This is a genomic window from Micromonospora sp. SL1-18 (assembly GCF_047921505.1).
Lineage (GTDB): Bacteria > Actinomycetota > Actinomycetes > Mycobacteriales > Micromonosporaceae > Micromonospora.
Map to the genome: position 1 here is coordinate 59465 of NZ_JBLROA010000005.1, position 25775 is coordinate 85239.

24 protein-coding genes are annotated in these 25775 nt (G+C 73.5%); 15 read left to right on the forward strand and 9 right to left on the reverse strand.

What is annotated here, in order from left to right; genetic code table 11:
- Positions 1 to 16: 16 nt before the first annotated feature.
- The gene (locus tag ACNAW0_RS03575) at positions 17 to 469 is read right to left on the reverse strand and encodes an SRPBCC family protein (protein WP_416286233.1); all 453 of its coding nucleotides are present in this window, start codon (positions 467 to 469) and stop codon (positions 17 to 19) included.
- Positions 470 to 562: 93 nt separating this feature from the next.
- Positions 563 to 922 (reverse strand): STAS domain-containing protein, encoded by a 360-nt coding sequence (locus ACNAW0_RS03580; protein WP_416286234.1) that lies wholly within the window; start codon positions 920 to 922, stop codon positions 563 to 565.
- Positions 923 to 1345: 423 nt separating this feature from the next.
- Here ACNAW0_RS03580 and ACNAW0_RS03585 point away from each other — a divergent pair, with 423 nt between their 5' ends.
- Positions 1346 to 1750 carry a hypothetical protein gene (locus ACNAW0_RS03585; protein WP_416286235.1) on the forward strand — a complete coding sequence of 135 codons (405 nt, stop codon included), beginning with the start codon at positions 1346 to 1348 and terminating at the stop codon, positions 1748 to 1750.
- Positions 1751 to 1852: 102 nt separating this feature from the next.
- On the opposite strand, the gene ACNAW0_RS03590 is transcribed toward ACNAW0_RS03585, so the two are convergent.
- Entirely contained in the window at positions 1853 to 3028 is a 1176-nt protein-coding gene (locus ACNAW0_RS03590) for a cellulose binding domain-containing protein (protein ID WP_416286338.1), read from the reverse strand.
- On the reverse strand, positions 2913 to 4223 hold the full coding sequence (locus tag ACNAW0_RS03595) for a WD40/YVTN/BNR-like repeat-containing protein (protein WP_416286236.1): 1311 nt from the start codon (positions 4221 to 4223) through the stop codon (positions 2913 to 2915). The genes ACNAW0_RS03590 and ACNAW0_RS03595 overlap by 116 nt, the downstream gene beginning before the upstream one ends.
- Before the next feature lie 334 nt (positions 4224 to 4557).
- Here ACNAW0_RS03595 and ACNAW0_RS03600 point away from each other — a divergent pair, with 334 nt between their 5' ends.
- A complete protein-coding gene (locus ACNAW0_RS03600) occupies positions 4558 to 5238 on the forward strand; it encodes a BON domain-containing protein (protein WP_416286238.1) in 681 nt (226 codons plus the stop codon).
- A 163-nt stretch (positions 5239 to 5401) separates the two neighbouring features.
- Positions 5402 to 5953 carry a DsbA family protein gene (locus tag ACNAW0_RS03605; protein WP_416286239.1) on the forward strand — a complete coding sequence of 184 codons (552 nt, stop codon included), beginning with the start codon at positions 5402 to 5404 and terminating at the stop codon, positions 5951 to 5953.
- Between the two features lie 28 nt (positions 5954 to 5981).
- Here the strand turns inward: ACNAW0_RS03605 and ACNAW0_RS03610 are convergent, their stop codons facing one another.
- The gene (locus ACNAW0_RS03610) at positions 5982 to 8762 is read right to left on the reverse strand and encodes a LuxR C-terminal-related transcriptional regulator (protein ID WP_416286241.1); all 2781 of its coding nucleotides are present in this window, start codon (positions 8760 to 8762) and stop codon (positions 5982 to 5984) included.
- A 279-nt stretch (positions 8763 to 9041) separates the two neighbouring features.
- Here ACNAW0_RS03610 and ACNAW0_RS03615 point away from each other — a divergent pair, with 279 nt between their 5' ends.
- The 7 genes from ACNAW0_RS03615 to ACNAW0_RS03645 all read left to right on the forward strand — a co-directional run bounded on the left by ACNAW0_RS03615 (position 9042) and on the right by ACNAW0_RS03645 (position 16510).
- On the forward strand, positions 9042 to 9488 hold the full coding sequence (locus tag ACNAW0_RS03615; RefSeq protein ID WP_416286242.1) for a hypothetical protein: 447 nt from the start codon (positions 9042 to 9044) through the stop codon (positions 9486 to 9488).
- Complete coding sequence (locus tag ACNAW0_RS03620; RefSeq protein ID WP_416286243.1) at positions 9485 to 10636, forward strand: zinc-dependent alcohol dehydrogenase; 1152 nt, start codon at positions 9485 to 9487, stop codon at positions 10634 to 10636. The genes ACNAW0_RS03615 and ACNAW0_RS03620 overlap by 4 nt, the downstream gene beginning before the upstream one ends.
- Positions 10637 to 10667: 31 nt before the next feature.
- Positions 10668 to 11843, forward strand: a complete 1176-nt coding sequence (locus ACNAW0_RS03625; protein WP_416286244.1) for a saccharopine dehydrogenase family protein — start codon at positions 10668 to 10670, stop codon at positions 11841 to 11843.
- Between the two features lie 47 nt (positions 11844 to 11890).
- A complete protein-coding gene (locus ACNAW0_RS03630) occupies positions 11891 to 12988 on the forward strand; it encodes a MerR family transcriptional regulator (protein WP_416286339.1) in 1098 nt (365 codons plus the stop codon).
- A gap of 117 nt (positions 12989 to 13105) precedes the next feature.
- A complete protein-coding gene (serS, locus tag ACNAW0_RS03635) occupies positions 13106 to 14392 on the forward strand; it encodes a serine--tRNA ligase (protein WP_416286245.1) in 1287 nt (428 codons plus the stop codon).
- Between the two features lie 224 nt (positions 14393 to 14616).
- Entirely contained in the window at positions 14617 to 15534 is a 918-nt protein-coding gene (locus tag ACNAW0_RS03640) for a L,D-transpeptidase family protein (RefSeq protein ID WP_416286246.1), read from the forward strand.
- A gap of 124 nt (positions 15535 to 15658) precedes the next feature.
- Positions 15659 to 16510, forward strand: a complete 852-nt coding sequence (locus ACNAW0_RS03645; protein WP_416286248.1) for an alpha/beta hydrolase — start codon at positions 15659 to 15661, stop codon at positions 16508 to 16510.
- A gap of 62 nt (positions 16511 to 16572) precedes the next feature.
- Here ACNAW0_RS03645 and ACNAW0_RS03650 read toward each other — a convergent pair whose 3' ends face one another.
- Positions 16573 to 18675: a prolyl oligopeptidase family serine peptidase gene (locus tag ACNAW0_RS03650; protein ID WP_416286249.1), complete on the reverse strand. Its 2103-nt coding sequence runs from the start codon at positions 18673 to 18675 to the stop codon at positions 16573 to 16575.
- A 113-nt stretch (positions 18676 to 18788) separates the two neighbouring features.
- Here ACNAW0_RS03650 and ACNAW0_RS03655 point away from each other — a divergent pair, with 113 nt between their 5' ends.
- Entirely contained in the window at positions 18789 to 19931 is a 1143-nt protein-coding gene (locus tag ACNAW0_RS03655; protein WP_416286250.1) for a site-2 protease family protein, read from the forward strand.
- On the opposite strand, the gene ACNAW0_RS03660 is transcribed toward ACNAW0_RS03655, so the two are convergent.
- Both ACNAW0_RS03660 and ACNAW0_RS03665 read right to left on the reverse strand, forming a co-directional pair.
- Positions 19928 to 21184 carry an FAD-binding protein gene (locus tag ACNAW0_RS03660; RefSeq protein ID WP_416286251.1) on the reverse strand — a complete coding sequence of 419 codons (1257 nt, stop codon included), beginning with the start codon at positions 21182 to 21184 and terminating at the stop codon, positions 19928 to 19930. The genes ACNAW0_RS03655 and ACNAW0_RS03660 overlap by 4 nt on opposite strands.
- Before the next feature lie 108 nt (positions 21185 to 21292).
- On the reverse strand, positions 21293 to 22222 hold the full coding sequence (locus tag ACNAW0_RS03665; protein WP_416286252.1) for an LLM class F420-dependent oxidoreductase: 930 nt from the start codon (positions 22220 to 22222) through the stop codon (positions 21293 to 21295).
- A 132-nt stretch (positions 22223 to 22354) separates the two neighbouring features.
- On the opposite strand from ACNAW0_RS03665, the gene ACNAW0_RS03670 reads away from it, so the two are divergent.
- The 3 genes from ACNAW0_RS03670 (at position 22355) to ACNAW0_RS03680 (ending at position 23411) form a co-directional block, all read left to right on the forward strand.
- Complete coding sequence (locus ACNAW0_RS03670) at positions 22355 to 22663, forward strand: ArsR/SmtB family transcription factor (protein WP_416286253.1); 309 nt, start codon at positions 22355 to 22357, stop codon at positions 22661 to 22663.
- 2 nt (positions 22664 to 22665) lie between these two features.
- Positions 22666 to 23223 (forward strand): SRPBCC family protein, encoded by a 558-nt coding sequence (locus ACNAW0_RS03675; RefSeq protein WP_416286255.1) that lies wholly within the window; start codon positions 22666 to 22668, stop codon positions 23221 to 23223.
- Between the two features lie 62 nt (positions 23224 to 23285).
- Complete coding sequence (locus tag ACNAW0_RS03680; protein WP_416286256.1) at positions 23286 to 23411, forward strand: hypothetical protein; 126 nt, start codon at positions 23286 to 23288, stop codon at positions 23409 to 23411.
- Between the two features lie 132 nt (positions 23412 to 23543).
- On the opposite strand, the gene ACNAW0_RS03685 is transcribed toward ACNAW0_RS03680, so the two are convergent.
- On the reverse strand, positions 23544 to 24749 hold the full coding sequence (locus ACNAW0_RS03685; RefSeq protein ID WP_416286257.1) for an FAD-dependent monooxygenase: 1206 nt from the start codon (positions 24747 to 24749) through the stop codon (positions 23544 to 23546).
- A 71-nt stretch (positions 24750 to 24820) separates the two neighbouring features.
- Here ACNAW0_RS03685 and ACNAW0_RS03690 point away from each other — a divergent pair, with 71 nt between their 5' ends.
- A complete protein-coding gene (locus ACNAW0_RS03690) occupies positions 24821 to 25408 on the forward strand; it encodes a TetR family transcriptional regulator (RefSeq protein WP_416286258.1) in 588 nt (195 codons plus the stop codon).
- The last annotated feature ends 367 nt before the right edge of the window (positions 25409 to 25775 follow it).

Consider the following 25775-nt stretch of genomic DNA (forward strand, 5'->3'; position numbering starts at 1 on the left):
AAGAGCCCGCGGGCTCTCAGTCAGCCGGCCCCTCCAGGGCGGCCCTGAGCCGACTGGCGAGGCCGAGGTGGGCCGCCCGGGCCTGCCGGAAGGCGTACCCGAACAGGGGCGCCGGGGCGGAGAGGGTGATCTCGACGTCGATACGCACCACGCCGCCGGGCTCGTCCAGCAGCCGGGTGTGGTTGCGGACGGTGGTGGCCGGCTGCTGGCGGGCCACCGTCTCCACCTCGTCCTCGGTGGCGACCAGCACGTCCGCCTGGTAGGTGACCGGGAAGTGCAGCGGCCCGAGCTCCAGCCGGTCGGTGATCGCGTAGCTGGCCAGGGCGCCGGGGCGGGGCGGCAGCGGACGGACCCGGACGATCAGCGGATGCAGCTCACCCTGCCGGGTCAGGTCGCTGAGCAGGGCGAGCGCATCCGCCCGGGTGCAGCGGGCCTGCACGGTGTAGCTGAAACTGTCGCTGCTGAGCACGCCGTACTCCCTTGCCGTCGGCGATCCGCACGATCGTCGCGTAACCGGGGTTCGGCTGGCAACGGTCGACGAAAGCGTACGGAACCGGGCGGCTCAGGCGCCGGGCAGTACCTCGGGAGTGCTGTCGGCGAGGTACGGCTCGGGAGCGCCGAAGAGACCCAGCAGGCCGGTGACCCAGAGCTGGCGGTGCACGAATCGGCTCGGCTCGGTGACAAGCAGCTTCACACCGCTGACCTCGGCGGTCTGGAAACCGGCAACCATCGCGCTGATGCCGACGGAGTCGAGGAAGGTGACCAGCCGCATGTTCAGCTCGACCCGGGACGGATGGCCCTTCGCGAGCACCTCGGCGATCGCTTCCCGCACTTCGTACGCGGTGTCGACGTCGATCTCGCCCCGCGGGGCGATCTGGACGACACCACCCGGTAACACCGACTGCACGATCGACAGGCTCACGCGAGCACCTCCACTCGCCCCTACGGGCGCCTCATCAGTACGCGGGCCGCGACCGAGAGTATTCCTCCGATGCCTCGGTCGCCACCCCTCGGGATGGGCAATTCGCGAACTGGGCACACCTGGGCATCCCAGTCCGGTTTCCTCCAGTTCCTGTTCTTCGCGTCGACAGACTCTCATACTCCAACGACCGACCGGGCAATGTCGATCCGCCGACCCAGGTTAGCGGCCCCGCGCCGGTCCGGCCCGGATCCGGTCCCGGCGCGTTCGGCTGGTTGGTCCCGCCGCACCCATCGACCACGCCTGACCTGGATGGTTTGCGGCGGCCCCGGGCGGGGCACTGCCCGGGTGAGCAGACCGTCCCACGATGCCCGACCGCCGGAGTCCGAAGTGGCCGCCGGATTCCACCCCCGAGGAGGTAACACCATGTTCGGAACTACCCTGCTGGAGCGCCGCGGCAAGCCCGAGCGGATCGCGGACCAGGCGTGGCAGCACCTGGCCTCCGCGGTCAGCTCCGCCGGGGACGGCGTCCGCGACGCCGCCCGCTCCGCCCGGCGCAACGGGTCGGGGCTGGCCGAGGGCGCCGGCGACCTGGTCGGCTCCGCCGCCGGCGAGGCCCGCCGCCGGGCCACCCACGCCGTCGACGCGCTCACCGGCCGCCGGCCGACGCTGCCCTGGGCGCTGCTGGTCGGCGCCGCGCTGGTCGGCGCCGCGATCGGCTGGGCCGCCGGCACCGCCGCCCGAGCCGCCGGAAGCCGGGTACGGGACGTCGAGGAGATCGAGTTCGTGGACGTGGACCGGCTGGACTCCCCGGACGGCCTGGACTTCTGACCCGCACCCGCCAACGGGGGTTCCGGCGAGCCTGAGGCACCGCAGTCGGCGCGGACGCGGCGGTGGCCGCCCCGCGGACGGGACGGCCACCGTACGGCCCGGTCAGCGGGCGACGGTCGCGGTGCAGGTGAGCGCGGGCACCGAGTTGGTCCCGCTCCAACTGGCGAGGAAGCCGAAGGTGGTGCTGGCTCCCGTGCCGAGGGCGCCGTTGTAGCCGGCGTCCTTGACCACCACGAGGCTGCCGTTCTGGGTGTACGTGCCGCCCCAGAGTTGGTTGATCTGCTGCCCGTTGGCGAAGTTCCAGGAGACCGACCAGGCGCTGGTCGGCAGGCCGTTGTTGCTGACCGTCACCTCGCCCTGGAAGCCGTCCGGCCACGAGTTGGTCACCTGGTAGGTCGCCGTGCAGCCGCCGGCCGGTGGCGGCGTAGTCGGGGGCGCAGTCGTCGGCGGCGGGGTGGTCGGCGGTGCGGTGGTCGGCGGCGGGGTGGTCGGCGGTGCGGTCGTCGGGGGCGCAGTCGTCGGCGGCGGCGTGCCGCCGAGCCGGTCCGCCACCAGGATGCCCCGCCCGTTGGTGCCGAGGTAGACCCGGCCGTGGACGCGCGGGTCGCCGGTCAGCGCCTCGCCGGCGTTGCCGTACTGGTGCTGGTCGTCGTTGATCCGCACCCAGCTTCCGCCGGCGTTGTCGGAGCGGTAGACGCCGTGCTGGCCGTCGACCGTGCCGATGACGAACAGCGCCGGGTACGTCTGCCCGGGCGCCGCCTTGCCGAAGCCGACGTTTATCGCGGTGCTCACGCCGGTGACCTTGGTGAAGCTGGTCCCGGAGTTGGTGGAGTGCCAGAGGCCACCCTCGCCGGCCAGCCAGACGTCGCCCTCCTTGCCGGGCAGCGCCTTGAACTTCACGCCGGTGGTGGGCAGGCCGGTGGCGGCGCTGGCCGTGAAGCCGGCCCCGCCGTTGGTGCTGACGTAGAACTTCCCGTTGCTGAACCCGTAGAACTTGTTCGGGTTGACCCGGTCGGACTCGACGGTGGCGTTGGCCGGGATGCCGGTCGACGCGGTCCACGAGTTGCCGAAGCCGACCGAGCGGACCACCTGCTGGCCGGCGTCGCCGGGCGCCCAGACGAACTGGCTGCCGTCGGCGGACACGGCCACTGTGCCGCCATTGTTAATCCCGCCCGGTTCGCTGCCCTGGAACCAGTTCGCCCCGCCGTCGGTGGAGAATGCGACGTGCCGGTCGTTGGGCCGGTCCGAGCTCTTGAAGTTGCCCGCCCGAACCAGCACCGACGGCTTGGTCTCGGCGTAGTCGAGGCTGGTGGTGCTGGTGAAGACCGGCTGGGTGAACATCATCGACGGCACCGCGGCCAGGTCGGTGTGCCGGAAGCCGCCGATGTCGCCGAGCCCGCTGATCAGCGGGGCGCCTGAGGGCGGGCTGATCAGGTCGAGTACGGCGGTCTCCTCCAGGCCCTTGACCATCGGCTTGACCGTGAACTGCCCACCGGTGTCCCACCTGGTCAGTTCGGTGGTGCCGTAGATGGTCGGAGTAGCCGAAGTACGCGTCGCCGCTGGACGACGGGATCGGGCTGATCTGCATCCAGGCGCCGGTGGCTCGGTTGAACTTCCACACGTCACCCTTGCCGCCGTCGTACGGGCCGCCGGTGTCGCTGGTGGCGATGTAGAGGTAGCCGCCCACCAGGTCGACGACGCCCTTGTGGGCGAGATAGCCGGTGGGCTGGCCGGGGATCCGCTCCCAGGTGGTACCGCCGTTGGTGGTGCGGTAGACCGGGTTCGCCTTGTCCGCCACGCCGATGTAGATGGTCTGCGTGGTGTTGCCGGCCGTGCCGGTGCTCTTGTCGAAGCTGACCCAGGTCAGGCCCTGGTTCTGGCTCTGGTAGCCGCTGCTGTCGTTCGGGTCCGCCCGGTAGTTGCCGACGCTCGGGAAGTTGGCCACCTTGGCCCAGGTCGCGCCGTAGTCGGTGCTGCGCCACAGGCCGTTGCCGCCCTCGGCACCGTAGTAGAGGATGCTGTTCTTGTTGGGGTCGACGGCCAGCCGCTCCCCCATGCCCCGGCCGGGCATGTTGCCGCCGTTCTTGAACGGCAGCGCGGTGGCCTGCCAGGTGGCGCCCTTGTCGGTCGAGCGCAGGATCGCGCCGTTGTTCGGGTCCCAACTGTTGGTGTACATGCCGACCGCGGCGTACACCCGGTTGGTCTGCACGGGGTCGGTGGCGAGGCTGACCACGCCGTTCCAGCCCCACTTGTCGGCGCCCACCCAGTCCAGCAGCGGCGCCCAGGACTGGGTGGACTGCTCCCAGCGGTACGCCCCGCCGATGTCGGTACGCGCGTAGATCAGGTTCTTCTCGGTCTGGTTGAAGACGATGCCCGGGACGAAGCCACCGCCGTCGATCCGGATGTTCTTCCAGCTGTACGGCTCGGACGCCGCGGCGGCGGCCGGGGTGGCGGGTGCGGCGGCGAACTGCACGACGACGGCCGCCGCGGTGGCGGCCAGCGCGGCCGCGCTCGCGCCGGCGAGACTTCTGCGCATCGGGCGGTTCCTCTCGGTTGCCCGTGGTGGGACTGGCACGTCGGATCGGGGGAGCTGCCCGGGCTCCCCGTCGGCAGGTCAGGCTCCCGCAGCCGAGGGACATTCACAGTAACCGTTGGGCCGTGAAATTTGGAAGCGCTCCCAACTGATTCGGGTCACCCCGGTCGGGTGAGGGCAGGTCACCCGGGCTCGGGACAGGATCGCGGGTGGTGGTGCCCGTGCGGGGTGGCGGGCGCCCGCGCCGCGAACCGATCCGGGAGGGAGGCCACCGATGGCCACCGCGACGATCACCCGTACCGACCAGGACATCCAGACCGACGTCCTCGACGAGCTCACCTGGGAACCCCGGGTACGCCCCAACGAGATCGGGGTGACCGTCAGCGAAGGGGTCGTGACGCTGACCGGCTGGGTGGACAGCTACGCCAAGAAGTGGGCCGCCGAGCGGGCGGCGCACCGGGTGTCCCGGGTTCGAGCGGTCGCCAACGACCTCGCCGTCCGGATCGCCACCTCCGCCGAGAAGAGCGACCCGGAGATCGCCACCGCGGCCAGCCGGGCCCTGGAGTGGGACGCCTTCGTGCCGATCGAGACGCTGGACGTGACCGTCGCCGACGGCTGGGTCACCCTGCACGGCGAGGTCGAATGGGAGTACCAGCGCCGCGCCGCCGAGCGGGCGGTCGGCCGGCTCACCGGCGTACGCGGGGTGAGCAACGGGATCACCGTCCGGCCGGGGACCCGCACCGACACGCGTGACCTGGCCCAGCGGATCGTGGACGCGCTCGCCCGCAACGGCGCCACCGAAGCCGAGGGGATCAGCGTCCGGGTGCACGGCGGCGACGAGGTGTTCCTGGAGGGCCTGGTGCACTCGATCCAGGAACGCGAGGAGATCGAGCGGGTCGTCTGGTCCGCCCCCGGCATCCATACGGTGCACAACCACGTGACCGTTTCGCGGTGAGACGGATGACCCGAGCCGGGTGATCCCGGCTCACCCCGTCGCGGACGAGGCTGGGAACCATGACTGATCCGAACGGGTTGATCACGCCCGGGCGCGAAGCGTCCGGGTGCCCCCGGCCGACGAGCCCGACCGGACGGGCCCTCGGGCGACCGGAGGTGGAGCGATGACGACGCCACTGCAGGTCACCAGCACCCGGCTGCACCTCCCGGTGACCGAGACGGACCACGTCCGGGGGCCGGCCGACGCGGCGGTCACCATCGTCGAGTACGGCGACTTCCAGTGCCGCTTCTGCGGGGCCGCGTACGCGAACCTGGCCGAGGTGCTGCGCCAGCGCGGCGACACCACCCGCCTGGTCTACCGGCACTTTCCCATCGCCAACGTCCACCCGTACGCGGAGGGCGCGGCGGAGGCGGCCGAGGCCGCCGGCCGGCGAGGGCGGTTCTGGGACATGCACGACTGGCTCTACCAGCACCAGGACCAGCTCGACCCGGTGCACCTGTCACTCGGCGTGGAGCAGCTCGGGCTGCCCCCCGACGACGTCGACGCGGAGGTGGGCGAACACATCCACGCGGACCGGATCCGGCGGGACTTCGTCAGCGGCATACGCAGCGGGGTGAGCGGCGTCCCGACCCTGTTCGTCAACGACGTCCAATACGACGGCGGCTACGACCTGGCGGACCTGCTGGCCGCCGTAGACGCCGCCGCCCCCGCCTAACCGCCCGGGTGGGGGTCGCGGGTGGGGGTCAGATCAGGCGGAGTTCGCGGGCGCGTTGGACCGCTTCCCGTCGCCGGGTCGCGTCGAGCTTGCGGTAGATGTTGCGGACGTGGGTCTTCACCGTGTTGACCGACAGGGACAACTCGCTGGCGATCTCCACGTTGGACAGGATGCTCTGCAGGTAGCGCAGGATCGTCAGTTCGCGCTCGGTGAGCGGCTCGTTCAGCGCCCGCTCCGGCCCGCCCGGCCGCTCGGCCGACTCGTCGGCCCGCCGCTCGTCCACCCCGCGTACCAGTTCGCTCACCGTCGCCCAGTGCGCCGTGCCGGAGTCAAGGTGCGCGGCGAGCAGATCGCGTACCCCAGGTTCGGCGTGGGTGAAGACCCGCCGGTAGCCCTCCGGCCCGGCCAGGTCGAGCACCTGCTCCAGGAGCCGCCCGGCGCGCCGCTCGTCGCCGCCGTCGCGGGCGAGGAGCGCGTCGAGCAGGCCGGCGGCGAGCCGGACCGGCAGCGGCCAGGACTGCGCGGCGGGGCCGGCCCAGTCGGGTAGCGCCTGTCCGGCGGCCCGCGAATCCCCGGCGCGCAGTTCCACCCGGGCCAGCGCCACCTCCAGCGCCGCCGCCTCCGCGCTCCCGGCGTCGCAGCCCCGCAGCGCGTCGGTGACCAGGACCCGGGTGGTGTCCACGTCGCCGATGCCGGCCCGCAGCTGCGCCTCGGCCGCGGTCAACCAGGCGGCCGGTTCCCGGCCCGGCACCCCCGGCCGGGCGTCGGCGACGGCCCGCAGGGCGGCCGCCGTCCGGCCGTCCGCGGCCAGCAGTTCGGCCCGGCAGAGCGCGGCCAGCGCCGCCGCCCCCGGCTCCGCGGTGGCCGGGCCGGCGAGGGCCAGGTTGGCCGCCGCCTCCGCCGGTTCGTCGCGGTGGCACGCCACCAGGGCCAGCGCGAGGTACGCGTACCCGCAGTCCAGCCGGGAGGACCAGCCCTGGCAGGCCGGCGTGTCGAGCGCCTCCCGCGCGGTGCGTTCGGCCGCCCGCAACCCGCCCCGGGCCGCGTCCAGCAACGCCGACCGGCTGGCGTCGACCAGCTCCGTACGCGAGCGCCCCGCCCGCCGGGCCGCGATCCGGGCCTCGGCGAACCGCTCCGCGGCGGCGGGGAACTCGCCCTCGGCCAGCGCCACCAGGCCGAGCGCGGTGCCGGCGACCGCCTGGGTGTCGGCGTCCTCCCCGCCCCCGGCCCGCGGGTCGTCCCCCGGCCCGATGGCGGTGCGGGTGGCGAGCAGCCGGGCAGCGGCTCGGCGTACCTCGGCGTGGTCCCCGGTGAGTCGGGCCAGGGTCAGCTCCAGCGCGGTGGCCAGCCGGTGGAACCGGTCCCGCCGCGGGGCGGGCAGGCCGCCGGCCTGCTCGGCGGCGCGCCGCAGGTGGTGGCCGGCCCGGTCGACGTCGCCGGCGTACGCCCGCTCGGCGGCGCAGGCCAGGGCCAGCTCCGGGTCCCGGCGGAGCGCGTCGGGGGGCGGCTCGGGCGGCGGTGGGCCGGCCGGCCCGTCCCGCTCGTACGGCGCCAGTTCCGGCCACCCGTCGATCAGCAGCTCGGTGGCCCGGTTCCACTCGCCTGCGGCCAGCGCGTGGCGCAGCGCCTCGGCCGGTCGGCCGTTGCCCGCGTACCAGCCGGCCGCCCGCAGGTGCAGGTCGCGCAACTCCTCGGCGGGGAGCCGACCCAGCTCGTCGCGGAGCAGGTCGGCCAGCAGCGGGTGGCAGCGGTACCAGGGCAGGGTGCCGCCGTCGTGCTGGAGGAACCCGCCGGTGCGGGCCAGGTCGGCCAGCAGCTGCCCGGCGTCGGCCCGACCGGTCACCGCGTCCGCGAGATCGGCGCAGACGGCGGCGGCTACCGCACTGTGCCGCAGCACCTCCCGGGCATCCGGATCCAGCGGGGCGAGCACCTCGTCGCGCAGGTACGCGGCGACGTCCGACCGGTCACCGCCGAACCGCTCGACGCCGCGGGCCGGGTCGGCCTGGCCGCGCAGCGCCAGCGCGGCGAAGCGCAGGCCGGCCGGCCAGCCGCCGGTCCGCTCCCGCAAGCGGGGCACCGCCGCGGCGGGCAGCGGCACCCCGTGCGCGACCAGCAGATCGGCCACCTCGTCGTCGGTGAACGCCAGTTCGTCCGGGCCGATCTCGGTCAGTTCCCCGGCCAGCCGCCACCGGTGCAGGGCCAACGGCGGGTCGGTCCGGGCGCCTGCCACCAGCCGCAGCCGCCCCTCGGTGTGGCGGAGCAGGAACTCCAGCCCGGCCAGCGCGGCCGGGTCGTGGATCCGGTGCAGGTCGTCCAGGACCAGCCGCACCGGGCGGTCCCGGGCGGCGAGCGCCGCCGCGAGCAGTTCGAGCTGGTCGGGACGGGGCGGAATGTCGGGCACCGGCGGCCGGGGCCCCTCGTCCGGTACGCCCTCCGCGGCGTCCCGCAGCGCCGCCGCCAGATACGACCAGAGCCGCTGCCCGGTGTCGCCCTCCTCCACCGCCACCCAGGCGGGCGACGGCTCGCCGCCGGCGCGCGCCCACGAGGCGAGCAGGGTGGTCTTGCCCCAGCCGGCCGGTGCGCAGACCAGCGTGACCGGCCCGGCCACCCCCCGGTCCAGCCGCTCCAGCAGCCGGGGCCGGACCAGCGCCGGCTCGGGCAGGGCCGCCGGGGCCAGCCGGGAGGCCAGCAGCGGGGGCGCCCCGGCCGCGGCCGATGATGCCGCCACGCCCACCTCCGGCACCGCCCCGCCCGGCCCGGCGGCACCGGCCAGCGCCGCGACGCCATCCCGCTCAGCCTCCTGCGACATCCGCCCCTCCCCATCCCTGTCCACCCCCGCCGCCCCTCCCCGCCCACCAGCGTTGATCAAGGAGTTTGCGTCTGAATGGGGATCAACTCAGGTGCAAACTCCTTGGTCAGCCGTGTCGTCGAGCGGGCGCCACGGGGGATGGGGGGGGTACCCGGCACGGAGCGGTTCACCCCTTCGAGGGGAGCTCCGGTCACCCGGGGCGGTCGCAACCTGGAGGCACGCGGGCGGCCGGCGGCGCGTGGCCGGCCGCCCGCCGAGGGGCGAGGACGGGAGGGGCAGGTGGCACGGATGGCACGGCTGGCCGGTGGCGGGATCACCCTCGCGGTGGCGGCGGGAGCGAACGCGGCGCGGGTCCTCGTCCGCCGAAGGGAACGTTGGCCACACGCGGTTGGCAGCGATCCGCGACCCGGACGGTGGCAGGTGGTGACCGTGGCGGGCCGGCCCGAGGAGGTTCTGCCGCGCGGACGGTGGCCGGAGCCGCTGCGCCGGCTCGAGGGCGCGGTCGAGGTGCACGCCCGGCCCGCGCCCGGCGGCCGGGGTACGGAACTGGCGGCCCGGCCGCTCGGCGGCGAGCTGCGGCTGCCCGGCCTGGCCGCCCACCTGGTCGGGGAGGATCCCGCCCGGTTCATCCGGCAGGTGCTACGGGAGGCCAAGCAGCTCGCGGAGACCGGGGAGGTGCTGCGGGCGGACCGCTCCCGGCTGGACTGCCCCGGGGTGGCCGGGTGAGGGCGCTCTGCTGGGAGGGCGCCGACGCGCTGGCGGTACGCCAGGTCCCCGACCCGGAGCTGCGCAACACCCAGGACATGATCGTCCGGGTCCGGCGGAGCGCCACCTGCGGAGCCGACCTGCCGCTGCTGGCCGGGCGAACCCCGTACCTGGCCGCCGGGGACGTGCTCGGGCACGAGTTCCTCGGCGAGGTGGTCGAGGTCGGCCCGGAGGTACGCCGGCACCGGGTCGCCGACCGGGTGGTGGTCTGCTCGGGGATCGCCTGCGGAGCCTGCTGGTTCTGCCGGCAGGGCCTCTTCGCCTGCTGCGACAACGGCACCACGGATGCGGCGGCGGCCGAGTCGGCGTGGGGTCAGCCCACCGCCGGCTGCTACGGCCATCCCGGCCCGCTGGGCGGCTTCGGCGGCAGCCACGCCGAATACGTGCGGGTGCCGTACGCCGACGTCGGCGCGTTCACCGTGCCGGACGAGGTCAGCGACGACCGGGCGGTGTTCGCCTCGGACGCCGCGCCGACCGGCTGGCTCGGCACCGAGCTGGGTGAGGTCACGCCCGGTGACGTGGTGGCGGTCTGGGGTGCCGGCGCGGTCGGCCAGCTCACCGCCGGGGCCGCCCTGCTGCGCGGGGCCGACCAGGTGATCGTCGTCGACGGCCACGACGACCGGCTGCGGATGGTCGAGCGGCACGTCGGCGCGGAACCGCTCGACTACCGGTACGTGGACGTCCCCGCCGAGCTGCGGGAGCGCAGCGGCGGCCGGGGCCCGGACGTGTGTGTGGAGGCGGTCGGCATGCCGGCCGAACCGCCGGGCCTGCTGGCCGGCCGGCTCGGTGGCGGCACGGACCGGCCGCTGGCGGTACGCGAGGCGGTGCACGCCTGCCGTAAGGGCGGCACGGTGGTGGTGCTCGGCACCTGGACCGGGTTCGTCGACACGTTTCCGCTCGGCGCGGTGATGAACAAGGGGCTCACCGTGCGCAGCGCCCGGCAGCACGGGCAGCGCTGGATCCCGATGCTGCTGGACCGGATGGCGCGCGACGAGCTGCGTACCGAGCACCTGGCCACCCACCACCTGCCGCTGGAGCGGGCCCCGGACGGGTACGCGCTGTTCCGCGACCGGGCCGACGGTTGCGTCCGAGCGGTCTTCTCGCCGTGACTCGCACCGCCGCGGGTGTCACACTCGGCGGGTGAACGACGACCGCCCGTACGACCTGGTCCTGCTCGGCGCCACGGGGTTCACCGGCGGCCTCACCGCCGAGTACCTGGCCCGGCACGCCCCGGCCGGACTGCGGTGGGCGCTGGCCGGCCGAAACCTGGGCAAGCTGGCCGGGGTACGGGACCGGCTGGCCGGGATCGACGCAGACCTGGCTGGGCTGCCGCTGCTGGCCGCCGACGTCACCGACCCGGCGTCGCTGCGGGCCGTCGCGGAGCGCGCCCGGGTGGTCGCCACCACCGTCGGGCCGTACATCCACCACGGGGAGCCGGTGGTCGCGGCGTGTGCCGCCGCCGGCACCGACTACGTCGACATCACCGGCGAGCCGGAGTTCGTCGACCTGATGTACGTGCGGCACCACGCCGAGGCGGTCCGCACCGGGGCGCGCCTGGTGCACGCCTGCGGCTTCGACTCGACCCCGCACGACCTGGGCGCCTGGTTCACCGTCAAGCAGCTCCCGCCGGACGGGCAGGTCACCGTCGACGGTTTCGTCCGGGCCGGAGGGCGCTTCTCCGCCGGCACGTACCACTCGGCGCTCACCGCGTTCTCCCGTACCGGGGAGGCCAACCGCGCGGCGCGGGCCCGCAGGGCCGCCGAGCCCCGGCCGGAGGGGCGCCGGGTCCGCGCCGTACCCGGGAAGGTGAGCCGGCCGCAGGAGATCGGCATGTGGGCGGTGCCGCTGCCGACGATCGACCCGCAGATCGTCCGCCGGTCGGCCGCGGCCCGCCCCGAGTACGGGCCGGACTTCCGCTACCGCCACTTCGCGGCGGTGAAGCGGCTGCCCACCATCCTGGCCGCCGGGGTGGGCCTGGCCGGTCTGGTCGGGCTGGTGAAGCTGCCGCCGGCCCGGCGCTGGCTGCTCGGCCGGCTCTCCTCCGGGCAGGGGCCGAGCGCCGAACAGCGGGCGAAGTCCTGGTTCCGGGTCCGGTTCGTCGGCACCGGCGGCGGCCGGACCGTGCACACCGAGGTGGCCGGGGGCGACCCCGGGTACGACGAGACCGCCAAGATGCTCGCCGAGTCGGCGCTCTGCCTGGCGTTCGACGACCTGCCGCCGACCGCCGGGCAGGTGACCACGGTGACCGCGATGGGCGACGCCCTGCTGGACCGGCTGGTGCGGGCGGGGATCACGTTCCGGGTGGTGGACGCTTGACCCTCGACCGGGTTGAGGGCCCAGGATCCGACGGCGTGGAGAGCGAACTGCGCAGCATCGGCGAGCTGGCCCGGGCCAGCGGACTCACGGTGAGCGCGCTGCGGTTCTACGACCGGTCCGGGGTGCTGGTGCCGGCGCTGGTGGACCCGGCCACCGGCTACCGCTGGTACACCGACGACCAGGTTGCCCCGGCCCGGCTGGTCGCCGGGCTGCGCCGGGTGGGGATGCCGTTGACCGGGATCGCCGACGCGCTGCGGCACCGGCACGAGCCGGCGGTGATGCACCGGCTGCTGGACGCGCACTGGCAGCGGCTGGAGGACGGCCTCGCCGACGCCCGCCGTGAGCTCTCCCGGATCCGTGCCCTGATCGATCCGGAGGAGATCACCATGACCACTCGTCTAGTGCTGAACCGCGCCGACCTGGCGGCCGCCGTCGACGCCGTCCGGTTCGCCGTCGGCACCGACCCCGAACTGCCGGTGCTGGCCGGCGTGCTGCTGGAGGTCGAGGCGGACGGCGTACGGCTGGTAGCCACCGACCGGCACCGGCTGGCCGTCGCCCGTGCGGCCGGGAAGGTCGACGGCCCCGAGGTCCGCGCGTTGCTCCCGGCGGACGCGGTGGACGAGCTGCGTGCCCTGCTGGACACCGGCGAGGGGATCACCCAGGAGGCCCACCTCACCGTCGCGGCGGACCGGGTCGAGGTCGAGATCGCCGGCCGCGCGCTGGCCGCCGCGGCGCTGCCGTGCGAGTTCCCGGACTACCGCCGGCTGCTGCACGGCTTGGTCCCCGGCGTGCCGACGTACCGGATCCCGGTGGACGTGGGCGCGCTGCGCGGCGCGCTCACCGCCGACGGCGCTCCGGTGCTGGTCCGCGAGCACGCCGGGGTACCCACCGAGGTGACCGTGCTCGGCCTGGACGAACGCGGCGGCTTGCGCCTGGTCGGGCCGAACGAGGCCACGGCGACACACGAGGCGGCGGAGCCGGACGGGGTGCGGGTCGGGGTGAACCGGGAGTACCTGCTCGACGCCCTGGACGCCGGGGACCGCGGCCAGCTCGTGCTGGAGCTGGACGGCCCGATCACCCCGCTGGCCGTCCGCCGCCCGGACGACGCGGACGCCTTCTCCATCCTCATGCCGGTCCGGCTCTGACCCGCCCGCGCCGCAGCGCCGGTCGCGCGCCCCTCAGGCCGGGCCGGGCCGGCGGGGCCGCGACGGTAGCATCTGGGGGTCCCACCTGACTGCCTGGACGGAGGCGTACGGAGCAGCATGCTCGACATGGAGTTGATCCGGAAGGATCGCGAGGCGGTGGCGACCGCGCTGGCGAAGCGTCTGGATCCCGCCGAGGTCAACCGGGCGCTGGACGAGATCCAGCGGCTCGACCAGGAACGTCGCGCCCTGATCGGTGAGATCGACGCCGAGCGGCAGCGCCGCAAGGCGGAGGCGCGGGCGTACGCGCAGGCCAAGCGTTCCGGCGTCGCGCCGGAGCCGGTCGCGCCGGAGGCCGAGCGCAAGCAGCTCGCCGAGCTGGAGTCCCAACTGGACGAGGTGCAGTCCCGGCTGCGCACCGCCATGAGCGAGCTGCCCAACCTGCCCGCCGACGACGTCGTCGCCGGCGGCAAGGAAGCGAACCAGGTCGTCAAGACCTTCGGCGAGCCGCCGGTGATCGAGAAGGTCCAGGACCACGTCGAGCTGTCCCGCCTCCTCGGCCTGGTCGACCACGAGCGCGGCGTGAAGCTCGGTGGCTCCGGCTTCTGGATGTACACCGGCCTCGGTGCCCGGCTGGAGTGGGCGCTGCTCAACTGGCTGATCGAGCAGGACATCAAGGCCGGGTACGAGTTCCTGCTCCCGCCGCACCTGCTGCTCGACAGCGCCGGCTTCGCGGCCGGGCAGTTTCCGAAGTTCTACGACGACGTCTACCACCTCGACCGGCAGTCCGCGCCGCGCGGGCAGTTCCTGCTGCCCACGGCGGAGACGGCGATCCTCGGGGCGTACCAGGACGAGATCCTGGAGACGGCGAAGCTGCCGCTGAAGGCGTTCGCCTACACCCCGTGCTACCGGCGCGAGGCCGCCGGCTCGCACTCCGACGAGCGCGGCACCGTGCGCGGCCACCAGTTCAACAAGGTGGAGATCTTCCAGTTCACCCTGCCCGAGCAGGCGGACACCGCGCTGGCGGAGATGGTCGCCCACGTGGAAGGCCTGGTCGAGCGGCTGGGCCTGCACTACCAGACCAGCCTGCTCGCGGCCGGCGACGCCAGCGCCGCGATGCGGAAGACCCTGGACGTCGAGGTCTGGATGCCGAGCACCGGCAAGTACAAGGAGGTGTCGTCGGTCTCCTGGGGCGGTGACTACCAGGCCCGCCGGGCGGCCATCCGCTACCGCGAGCCGGGCGGCAAGCAGACCCGCTTCGTGCACACCCTCAACGGCTCGGCGCTGGCCACCAGCCGGCTCTTCCCGGCCATCCTGGAGCAGTTCCAGCAGCCGGACGGCTCGGTGCTGGTGCCGGAGGTGCTCCGCGACAAGCTCGGCACCGACCGGCTCACCCCGGTCCGCTGATCCCGCGACGGCGGGGTCGGGCCACGCCCGACCCCGCCGTCGGCTACTCGGCTCCCTCCTCAGGTACGGACGGGACGAATCTTTGGCCTCGTGCGGCGATACATTCCACATCGGCGCGAAACTATCCTGACCATCGATGCCGCGTCCGGTCGCTGGACGACGCATTCGGAACCCCGCACCGGCATTGGTCGAGCGAGGGCTTCCCGTCGATTAAGGTGGGGTTCGTGCTGTTTGACCGATTGATCTCGCGGTGGGCCCTCGGCTGGCTGCTCGCCGCGCTCGGCGTACCGCTGCTGCTGGTGGCGGCGCTGCTGGTCGGCCGGGCGCTGACCGGCAGCCCGGCACCGGCCCCGGCCGCCGCGGGCGCCACGCCCGTCGTCACCACGCCGGCATCGCCGACCACGAGCCCGACGCCGGAGGAGTCCGTGCCGCCCGCGGCACCCGCCCCGGACAACCTGCCGGTGGTCACGTACGCCCCGGCGCCTCGCGGGTTCCCCGCCGACCCGGGCACAGGCGATATCCGGCCGCTCACCGAGGGGGCGACGCCGAGCCGGAACGTCGCCGCGTACGACGCGCCGGGCGGGCGGCCGCTGGCCTTCCTCGCCCCCACCATCAGCGGCGTCAAGCTGACCATGCCGATCGTCGACCGGCGGGTCGGTTGGACCGCCGTGCTGCTGCCCTCGGCGAACCGCCGGATCGCCTGGCTCCCGGTCGGCGGCTGGACCACGGTCGCCCTACGCGACCAGATCGTGGTGGAACGCCGGCCCCACCGCCTCACCTGGTACCGGGACGGCCAGGCGATGCGGTCCTGGGAGGTCAGCCTCGGCGCGCCCGGCCAGTCCACCCCGCTCGGTCGCACCTTCATCCTCGGCCGTACGCCCCCACCCCAGTCGGTCTACGGCGGCGTCGACATCTTCGCCCTGGGCGCGATCCCCGACGACCCGGACGCGGTGCCGACCGGCCTGCGCGGCGCGCACATCGGCCTGCACAGCTGGCACACCGACGCCACGCTCGGCAAGAACGTCACCAACGGCTGCATCCGGTTGACCCGCAGCGGCCAGCGCCAACTCCTCGCCGAGGTGCCGCCGGGCACCAGCGTTGTGGTGGTCGACCAGCTCACCACCCCACCGGCGACCGCCTGACCCGGCTCACCGGCCGAGCAGCCAGCCGTTCTCCTCGCGCGTGGAAGTGCGCGGTCATCGGAGACTGACGGCGGCCGGGCCGGGTAACCGCCGGGTCCGCGCACCGCGACACGGGGAGGTCACCATGGCGGCGCCGACGGAGCGAGTCGACACGATCGTGCTGATCCACGGGCTCTGGTTGACCCCGCGTAGCTGGGAGCACTGGGCCGAACGGTACCGGGCGCGGGGCTTCCAGGTGCTGGCGCCGGCCTGGCCCGGCTTGGAGGCCGAGGTCGAGGAGCTGCGGGCGGATCCGACCCCGATCGCCGGGCAGCGCATCGCGGACATCACCGACCACTACGCCCGGATCATCCGGGAGCAGCCCCGACCGCCGATCATCATGGGGCACTCGTTCGGCGGCCTGATCGTCCAACTCCTGGTCGCCCGGAGGCTGAGCGCCGCCGCCGTGGCCGTTCATCCCGTTCCGGTCGACGGGGTGCAGGAGTTCCCGTTGAGCACCCTCCGGTCGGTCTTTCCCGTCCTGGACAGCCCGACCCACCTGCACCGTGCGGTGCCGATGAGCCCGGACGACTTCCTTTTCGTCTTCGGCAACACGATGAGCCGGCAGGAGTCCGACGCGGCCTGGGAACGGTATGCCATCCCCGCAGCGGGGCACGTCCTCTTCGAGGCCGTCTTCGCCAACCTCGAACCGGGCGGAGTCACGAAGATCGACAGCCACGAGTCCGACCGGGCGCCCCTGCTGCTGCTCGCCGGAGACGCCGACCACGTCGTGCCGCCCCCGGTGGTCCGCCTCAACGCCGACATCTACCGGCCTTCCCGGGCCCTCACCGGCTACCAGGAGTTCCCCGGCCGGTCGCACTTCGCGATCGGCGGGCCGGGCTGGGAGGAGGAGGCCGACTTCGCGCTGGAGTGGGCGGTCGAGGCGGCCAACGAGTTCTCCCAAACCGTGGTGACCCAAGCCCCCGGCCGCCGCTGACGCCCCTGGACGATCATGGAGTTGCGGCACCGAATGAAACAGACCGATCAGTCGTGCAGTCCTTACGGCGCCTCAACCGTCAGGGCCCGCTCCCCCGCGTCGGCGGCTGACGGCTGGCGCGGTATGCGGGCGTCCAGCGGCTCGGCAAGCTTCCGCCACAGGAAATCCAGCACCAGCGCCCAGATGAACGCGTGCTGTTCGTTGTTGGCGGCGGCGCCGTGCCCGCCTTCGACGTTCTCGTAGTAGGACACGTCCTGGCCGTGCTCGCGTAGCCGGGCCGCCATCTTGCGGGCGTGCCCCGGATGTACCCGGTCGTCCCGTGTCGACGTGACGAGCAGGACCGGCGGGTACGCCGGCCCGCCGCGGATGTTGTGGTACGGCGAGTACTCCCGCAGGTAGGCCCAGTCCCCCGCCCGGTCCGGGTCGCCGTACTCGGCCATCCAGGAGGCGCCTGCCAGCAGCCGGTGGTAGCGCCGCATGTCGAGCACCGGCACCCGCGCGACGACCGCGCCGAAGAGCGCGGGGTAGCGGGTCAGCATCACCCCCGTCAGCAGCCCGCCGTTGCTGCCGCCCTCGATGCCGAGCTGCGCCGGCGTGGTGATCCCCCGTGCCACCAGGTCGGCCGCCACCGCGGCGAAGTCCTCGTACGCCCGGGGCCGGTTCTGCCGCATCGCGGCCCGGTGCCACTCGGGTCCGTACTCCCCGCCGCCCCGGATGTTCGCCACGACGTACGTGCCACCCCGGGCCAGCCAGCCCCGGCCGATCACGCCGCTGTAGTGCGGGAGCTGGGATATCTCGTACCCGCCGTACCCGGTGAGCAGCGTCGGCCCGGCAGGCGAATCCTGGTTCCCCACCACGAAGTACGGCACCCGCGTACCGTCGGCCGAGGTGGCGAAGAACTGGCGTACCGCCAGGCCCTCGGCGTCGAAGAACGCCGGCTCCCGCTTGAGGGTCTCGACGCCGCCGCCGACCTGTCCGAGCCGCAGCGTCGCCGGTTGGCGAAACCCTTCCGAGGCGAGCAGGTAGGCGTCGTCGTTGTCCGGGTCGGTGTCCACGATTCGGCTGTGGTCGTCCGCCGGCACCCCCGCGAGCGGCTCCCGCCGCCACTCCGGCTCGCCGGGCGTCAGCACCTCCAGCCGGCTCCGCACGTCGGCGAGGGTGGCCAGGATCAGGTGGTTCCTGGTCCAGACGTGGTAGCTCAGCGCCGTGTGGCCGTCCGGCCGGAAGAGCACGGTCAGGTCCCGCTCCCCAGCGAGGAACGCGTCGAATCTCGCCGCCAGCAGGGCACCCGCGGGATGGGTCACGCCGCCGACCTGCCAGGGCGAGCGGAGCCGGATCACGAGCCATTCCCGATGTACGTCCCAGCCGGCGTCCTCCGGCACCGCGATCCGGATCCGCTCCCCCGCCTCCGTCAGGAGGTAGCTCTCACTGCGGTAGAAATCCAGGCTGCGCCCGACGAAATCGCGCTCGAACCCGGGTGTCGAGTCGTGCGAGGCACCCACGCCCACGTCATCGACACGTCCCTCGTAGACGACTTCGGCCTCGGCCAGCGGCGTGCCTCGTCGCCACCGCTTGACGATGCGCGCGTACCCGGAGGTGGTCAGCGACCCCGGCCCGAAGTCGGTGGCGACGTAGATGTGGTCCGCGTCGATCCAGCAGACATCGCTCTTGGCCTCGGGAAGCGTGAAGCCGTCCTCGACGAAGGCCCGGCGGCCCAGGTCGAACTCGCGGACCACCACCGCGTCCGCGCCACCCCGGGAGAGGCTGACCAGACAGCGCTGGTAACCGGGGCGCAGCACCGTCACGGCGCTCCAGACCCAGTTCTCGCTCTCGTCAGCGGCCAACGCGTCGACGTCGAGCAGCACGTCCCATTCCGGCTCGGGCCGGCGGTACTGGTCGAGGGTGGTCCGCCGCCAGAGCCCACGAGGGTGCGCCGCGTCTCGCCAGAAGTTGTAGTAGAAGCCATCGCCCCGCCAGCCCGGGTCGGGAATGCGGTCGTCGGCGTCGAGCACCTGCCGGATCTCGGCCCGCAGGGCGGCGAACCGCTCGCCCCCGGTCAGCGCGGCGGCAGTCTCCGCATTGCGCTCCCGCACCCACCCGGCGGCTTCCACCCCATCAAGGTCTTCGAGCCAGAGGTACGGGTCATCACCCTCACCGGTCGCCACCTCGCCACTATCCCCGAAAAGTGAGCTGTATCCATGTCCGGCCGACTGTCGGCATAGCGACTCAGAACGGCCCGACCGGCATGGGTTCGCCGTCAGTGGGTATGACGGGGGTCATGAGGGCGAGCTTCCGGCTTGGCCGGATCGCGGGCGTACCCATCGGGGTCAACTGGAGCGTCCTGGTCATCTTCGGGTTGATCGCCTGGGCGCTGTCGGCCAGTCTGTTCCCACGTTCCTACCCCGGCAATTCGACCGCCGCGTACGTGGGTGCGGGGCTGGCCGCGTCCGTGGTGTTCTTCCTCGGCCTGCTCGCCCACGAGGTGGCGCACTCGGTGATCGCCAGGCGTAACGGGATCGAGGTCGAGGACATCACGCTCTGGCTCTTCGGCGGGGTGTCCAAGCTGAAGGGGGAGGCGAAGGATCCCGGCGCCGAGCTGCGGATCGCCGGAATCGGGCCGCTGGTGAGCCTGCTGATCGGGATCTTCTTCGGCGTGATCGCCGCGCTGGTCGCCTTCGCCAGCGGCCGCGGCCTGCTGGTCGGCGCGCTGTCCTGGCTGGCCGGCATCAACGTCCTGCTGGCGATCTTCAACGTGCTGCCGGCCGCCCCGCTCGACGGCGGGCGGCTGCTGCGCGCGGTGGTGTGGAAGGCCACCGGCGACCGGACGAAGGCATCGGTGGTGGCCGCCCGCGCCGGCTGGGGGCTCGGCATCCTACTGATCGCCGTCGGGCTCTGGCAGTTCTTCAGGGGCGCCGGGATTGGCGGGCTCTGGCTGGCGGTGATCGGCTGGTTCCTGATCGGGGCCGCCGGCGCGGAGGAGCGCCAGGCCCGGATGGGCAGCGCGCTGCAGGGGGTACGCGTCGCCGACGTGATGACCCCGCAGCCGCAGACCGCCAACGGGGAGATGACCGTCGCCGACTTCGTGGACCACCATCTGTTCGCGTACCGGCACACGGCGCTGCCCCTCACCGAGGACGGGCGACCCGTCGGCCTGGTCACCCTCGACCGGGTACGCGGCATCCCCGCCGACCGGCGGATGTCCACCACCCTGGCCGAGGTCGCCTGCCGCGCCGACGACCTGGTGCTCGCCAACCCGGACGAACAGCTCACCGACCTGCTTCCCAAGCTCAGCGCGTGCGCCGATGGCCGGGCGCTCGTGGTGACCGAACAACGCCTGGTCGGGATCGTCTCGCCCAGCGACATCAGCCGGGCGGTGCAGCGCGGCCACATGCGCGAGCAGATGGCCGCCGGACGCCGCTAGGCCGGGAAGTACCGGTCCAGCTCGTCGGTGCGGAACTTCCCGTCCGGGTCGAGGGCGCGCAGCAGGTTACGGAAGTCGTCGTACCGGGGGTACGTCGCGGCCGGGTCACACGCGAAGAGCTTGCCCCAGTGCGGGCGCGGCGCGAAGGGCGCCAGCCGTTCCTCCACCTCGGCCAGCACCGGGGCCACGGCCGCCGGGTCGCCGATCCAGGTGAAGTGGATCGCGAGGGTGTCCCGGCCGTGGTTCGGGCTGAGCCACAGCCCGTCCGCAGCGACCGTACGCAGCTCGCAGACCTGCAACACCGCGGCGATCCGTTCGGCGGCCGGGTCGAGCGCGGCGAGCGCGGCGACGGCCGCCGCACGCGGCAGGTGCCACTCCGACTGGAGTTCGTCGCCGCTGCTCGGGGTGAAGCCGAGCCGGAAGTGCGGCAGCCGCTCGTGCCACGCCCCGGGCTCGCCGAGCTGGGCGGTGCAGTGCTCCGCCGGCATGCCTGGCACCGGGTGGCAGGGCGCGTCGGCGGCGACGGTGTCCAGCCAGTCCGCCGGGAGGGGCGGCTCGTCGGCCCGCTGCTTGAGCCACACCTGGTCCAGCCGCGACGAGCGCCAGCGGGTGAAGACGCTGACGCTGTACGCCGCGTCGCAGGCGGCGTCGAGCGCGGCGCGCGGCAGACCGAGCCGGACGTACTGCCGCACGTCGAACGTGGGCACCACATCGAGGGTGACTCGATTGACCACGCCCAGCGCGCCGAGGTTGACCACCATCCCGGCGAACCGCGGATCGGTGCGGTCCAGGGTGAGCAGGTCACCGCTGGCGGTGACCAGCTCCAGCGCGGCCACGGCGGTGGCCAGGTTGCCGTGGGCGGCACCCGAGCCGTGGGTGGCGGTGGCGACCGCGCCGGCCACCGAGATGTGCGGCAGCGAGGCGAGGTTGGCCAGCGCGTACCCCTCGGCGTGCAGGCGGGTGGCGACGTCGCCGTAGCGCAGGCCGGCGGCGACGGTGACCGTGCCGCGGTCGCGGTCCAGCGCGACGGTGGGCGGCAGCCCGGCCACCGAGACCAGCTCCCCGGTGGTGTCGCCGAGGCGGTTGAACGAGTGCCCGGTGCCCAGTGCCCGGATCCGGTCGGCCGTGGCCACCAGCCGGCGCAGCTCGTCGATGCTGGCCGGCTCGTGCCGCGCCCGGGCGGCGTACCGGACGTTGCCCGCCCAGTTGCGGCCGGCCAGCGGCAGCGCCCCGTGGCTGCGGTGCAGCTCCATCGTCGTGCCCCCGATCCTGTGCCGTGGTCCCGGTGCATCATGCATCAACTGTCAAGGCACGGCCGGCCGCGGGCGTCGGCGGTGGGACCGGGCCCCACCGCCGATGGGTCAGAGCTGCCGCATGACCTCGGTGGCGACCAGCTCCAGGTGGTCCAGGTCGGCCAGGTCGAGCACCTGGAGGTAGACCCGCCGACTGCCGATCGCGGCGTACCGGCCGAGCTTGTCGACGACCTCGGCGGGCGTGCCGGCGAGGCCGTTCTCGCGCAGCTCGGCGGGCTGCCGGCCGATCGCCGCCGCGCGCCGCGCCACCTCGGCCTCGTCCCGCCCGCAGCAGAGCACCAGGGCGTTGGACCAGACCATGGTGGACGGGTCCCGGTCGATCTCGGCGCAGGCGTCCTTCACCCGCCGGAACTGGGCTGCCGAGTCCTCGACCGAGACGAACGGCAGGTTGAACTCGTCGGCGTACCGGGCGGCGAGCCGGGGCGTGCGTCGGGGACCTTTCCCGCCGATCAGGATGGGCGGCCGGGGCTGCTGCACCGGCTTGGTCAGCGCGGGCGAGTCGCTGACCGGGTAGTACTTGCCGGGGAAGTCGAACGTCGCGCCGACCGGGGTCTCCCAGAGACCGGTGATGACGGCGAGCTGCTCCTCCAGCCGGTCGAAGCGCTCTGCCAGCGGCGGGAACGGGATGCCGTACGCGCTGTGCTCCTCGGCGTACCAGCCGGTGCCGATGCCCAGCTCGACCCGGCCGCCGCTCATCTGGTCGACCTGCGCGACGGTAATCGCGAGCGGGCCGGGGAGCCGGAAGGTGGCCGCGGTCATCAGGGTGCCGAGCCGGATCCGGGCGGTGTCCCGAGCCAGGCCGGCGAGGGTGGTCCAGGCGTCCGTCGGGCCGGGCTCGCCGGTCACCGAGCCCATCTTCAGGTAGTGGTCGGAGCGGAAGAAGGCGCCGAAGCCGGTCTCTTCGGCGCAGCGTGCCACGGCGAGCAACTGGTCGTAGCTGGCGCCCTGCTGAGGTTCGGTGAAGATCCGCAGTTCCATGGCCCGAGCAATGAGCCGCCTCCCCCGCTCGGCGCGAAAGGCCGGGCCCGTTGTCGACGCCTCGCCCGCGGAGGAGCCCCGACCTCGCCACATTCCTTGACAGGCATATGAGCGGCAAGGCATATTAGGTGGGTGCCCGTCGACGCCTTCGCCGTCCTGGCCGAGCCCACCCGGCGCCGCATCCTCGACCGGTTGCGCCAGGCCGAGAGCAGCGTCGGTGGCCTCGTGGACGCGCTGAGGATGAGCCAACCGGCCGTCTCCAAGCACCTCAAGGTGCTCCGCGAGGCTGGCTTCGTGACCTGCCGCACCGCCGCCCAGCAGCGGATCTATCGGCTCAACGTGCGCCCGCTGCGGACCGTGGACGACTGGCTCGGGCCGTACCGGCGGATATGGACGGACCACCTCGACGCCCTGGAGCGCCATCTCGACAGTCAGGAGTGACGATGGACCGCGACAACTTCCGCCCTGGCCCGCTCGCCGAGGTCGCCCAAATACCGGTCGGCGACCGGTGGGACCTGGTGTTCGTCCGGGACCTGCGGCACCCGCCGGAGAAGGTGTGGGCCGCGCTGACCGAACCCGACCGGCTCGCCCAGTGGGCACCCTTCCTCGCCAGCCGCGACCTCGGCACGCCCGGCGACGCCACGCTCAGCACGGTCGACGGCGAGCAGCGCTTCGACGCGCCCGCGACCGTGCTCCACGCCGAACGACCGGCGCTGCTCGAATACACCTGGGGCGACGACCTGCTGCGCTGGGAGCTGACCCCGACGGACGCGGGCACCCGGCTGACCCTGCGGCACCGGATCGGCAAGCCCGACCTCGCCCCGATGGTGGCCGCCGGCTGGCACCTCTGCCTGGACGTCGCCGGCCATCTGCTCGACGGCGACCCGGTCGGCCCGATCCGCGGCGCCGAGGCGATGGACTTCGGCTGGGAGCGGCTGCGTGACGCGTACGCCGAGCGCCTCGGGCCGGGCCACCCGCGTGAGGCCGGCGAACTAACCTGAGGCGTGACCTCAACGGCCGTCTCCATCAGGGGGCTTCGGGTGGCCTGTTCACCGGCCTGGAGGTGCTGGTCGTCCTCACCCTGCCGACGGTCGCCGCGTTGCTCGGTGGCACCGGGTCGACCGAGCTCGGGTGGGGCCGGGTGCTGACCCGGCCGCGCTCTCCGCACTGGGCGTCGCGGCATACCTGAGGCTGGCCAGCGACCGGAACCGCGCGGCAATCTGACCCCGATCTCACCCGGCCACCGGGTTCCTGGACCGGTCATCGCACGAGGCGCCGCCGGGACGCCGGCGGTGCCTCCCGGGCCCGCCGCCCGCCGACCTCAATGCACGGCGGCCGGGACGTCCGGCAGGGTGATCGCCGTGGCGGCCTTGCGGATCGGCTCGGTGACCCGGCGGATCATGCGCTCCCGGCCGGGGAGGCGCGGCATGAGCCGCAGCATCAGCGTCTGGAACCGGATCTGCGCGGCCGAGCCGAGCACCATGCCCTTGAGGTTGCGCTCGGCGAGCTGCTGGTTGGCCGCCACGAACGGGCGCATCCGCCGCTCGTACGCGGCGAACCCGGCGGCCGGATCGCCGCCCGCCTCGGCCAGCGACGCCGCCAGCACGTACGCCCCGACCAGGCTCAGGCTGGTGCCCTGCCCCGAGGCGGGCGAGGCCCCGTACCCGGCGTCGCCGACCAGCGCGATCCGCCCGGTCGACCAGCGGTCCATCCGCACCTGACTCATCGCGTCGAAGTAGAAGTCCGGCGCGTCTGCCATCGCGTCGAGCAGCTCCGGCACCCGCCAGCCGCTCCCGGCGAACGCCCGGGCCAGCGCCGTCCGCTGCGCGGCGACGTCCCGGTGGTCGGGCTCCTCGGCCGGCGACGGGAAGAGGAAGAGCGCGCGGGCGTCCGGCGCGCCGGCGGTCCGGTAGACGCCGACCGTACGCCCCGGGGCGGGGTGCATCAGCTCGACGCGCTCCTCGCCGTACTCGGCCGGAACGGTGAAGATCGCGATGTGGTGCCCGAGCGGGCGCAGGTGCGCCGAGCCGGGCCCGAAGGCCAGCCGCCGGACCGTCGAATGCAACCCGTCAGCGCCGATCACCAGGTCGAAGCGGCGGTTCGACCCCCGCTCGAAGGCGACCTCCACCCCGTCTCCGGACGGGCTCAGCGCGGCGATCGAGTCGCCGTGGACGTACTCCACGTCGTCGGTGGCGTCGACCAGGATGCGGGCCAGGTCACCGCGCATGATCTCGACGTCGTCCCCCTCCCGGCCGCCGAAGAGCGCGGCGTCCATGGTGGCGAGTTGCGCCCCGTCGGCGTCGACGAAGCGGGCCAGCCGCATGCCGGTGTCGTGGCGGCTCACCTCTTCGCGCAGGCCCATCCGGTCCACCACGGTCAGGGCCGCGCCCCGGATGTCCACCTTGTAGCCGCTGTCGCGGAGGGCCGGGGCCCGCTCGACGACGGTCGGGCGGAAGCCGTGGCGGCGCAGCCACCAGGCGAGGGCAGGGCCGGCGACGCCGGCGCCGGAGATCAGCACATCGGTCATGCCGGCCACTGTACGTACGTGTTAGACAGTTGTGCAAGACGTTTGTGCGAGAAGTCCGCTACGCTGTTCCCATGGGAAATCGGGAGGACCTGCTCGCCGGGGCCAAGCGCTGCCTGATCGAGAAGGGCTACGCCGGCACCAAGGCCCGCGATGTCGCCGCCGCCGCCGGCACCAGCCTGGCCGCCATCGGTTATCACTTCCGCACCACGAAGGCGCTGCTCAACGAGGCCCTCATCGAGGCGATGGCGGAGTGGGGCGAGGAACTGGGACGCGTCCTCGCCGACGACGCCGGCCCGAACGCCACGCCGCAGGAGCGGTTCGAGGCGGCCTGGGAGCGGATCATCGAATCCTTCGACCGGCTGCGGCCGCTCTGGGCCATCCAGTTCGAGCTGATCTCGCAGATGGACCGCGCGCCCGAGCTGCGGGAGGCGTTCGCCACCGCCAACCGGCAGGCCCGAATCGGCCTCGCCGAGATCTTCCACCGGCTCGACCCGGCGGTCGACGAACCGGCCGCGCTCACCCTCGGCGCCTTCCACCAGGCCCTGCTCGCCGGATTGGCGACCCAGTGGCTGGTCGATCCGGGAGCGGCCCTGTCCGCCAAGGAGCTTACCCGGGCGCTACGGACCGTCACCGACGAGTTCCGCGCCGGCCAGGGCTGACTCGACACGGACAGCCCGCCGAATCCATACCACGGCGACTTCCGAGGACGGCCGATCCCGTTAAGGAAGCGTGCCCTCGGATGGGCCGGAACAGCCGGCCGGAATATGACAGTCCCATGACGGGAAATCACAAACACATGACGATTCTCAATCACCTGTTGTCACATTCGGGGACGAACGGCGACAGTGAACCCACGCCACGGACACCCCCGCCGGGGCGGAACGAAACCCCCAACTAGCGTTGAATCAACCGGTCCACACCGGGTACAGGCACGTCCGCCGAGCCTACGGACGACCGATTTTGACCCAGGCGAGGCGTCGATTTTTGTGGGCATATCCACAATCCCCGCAGGCCCGGCTGGCTTTT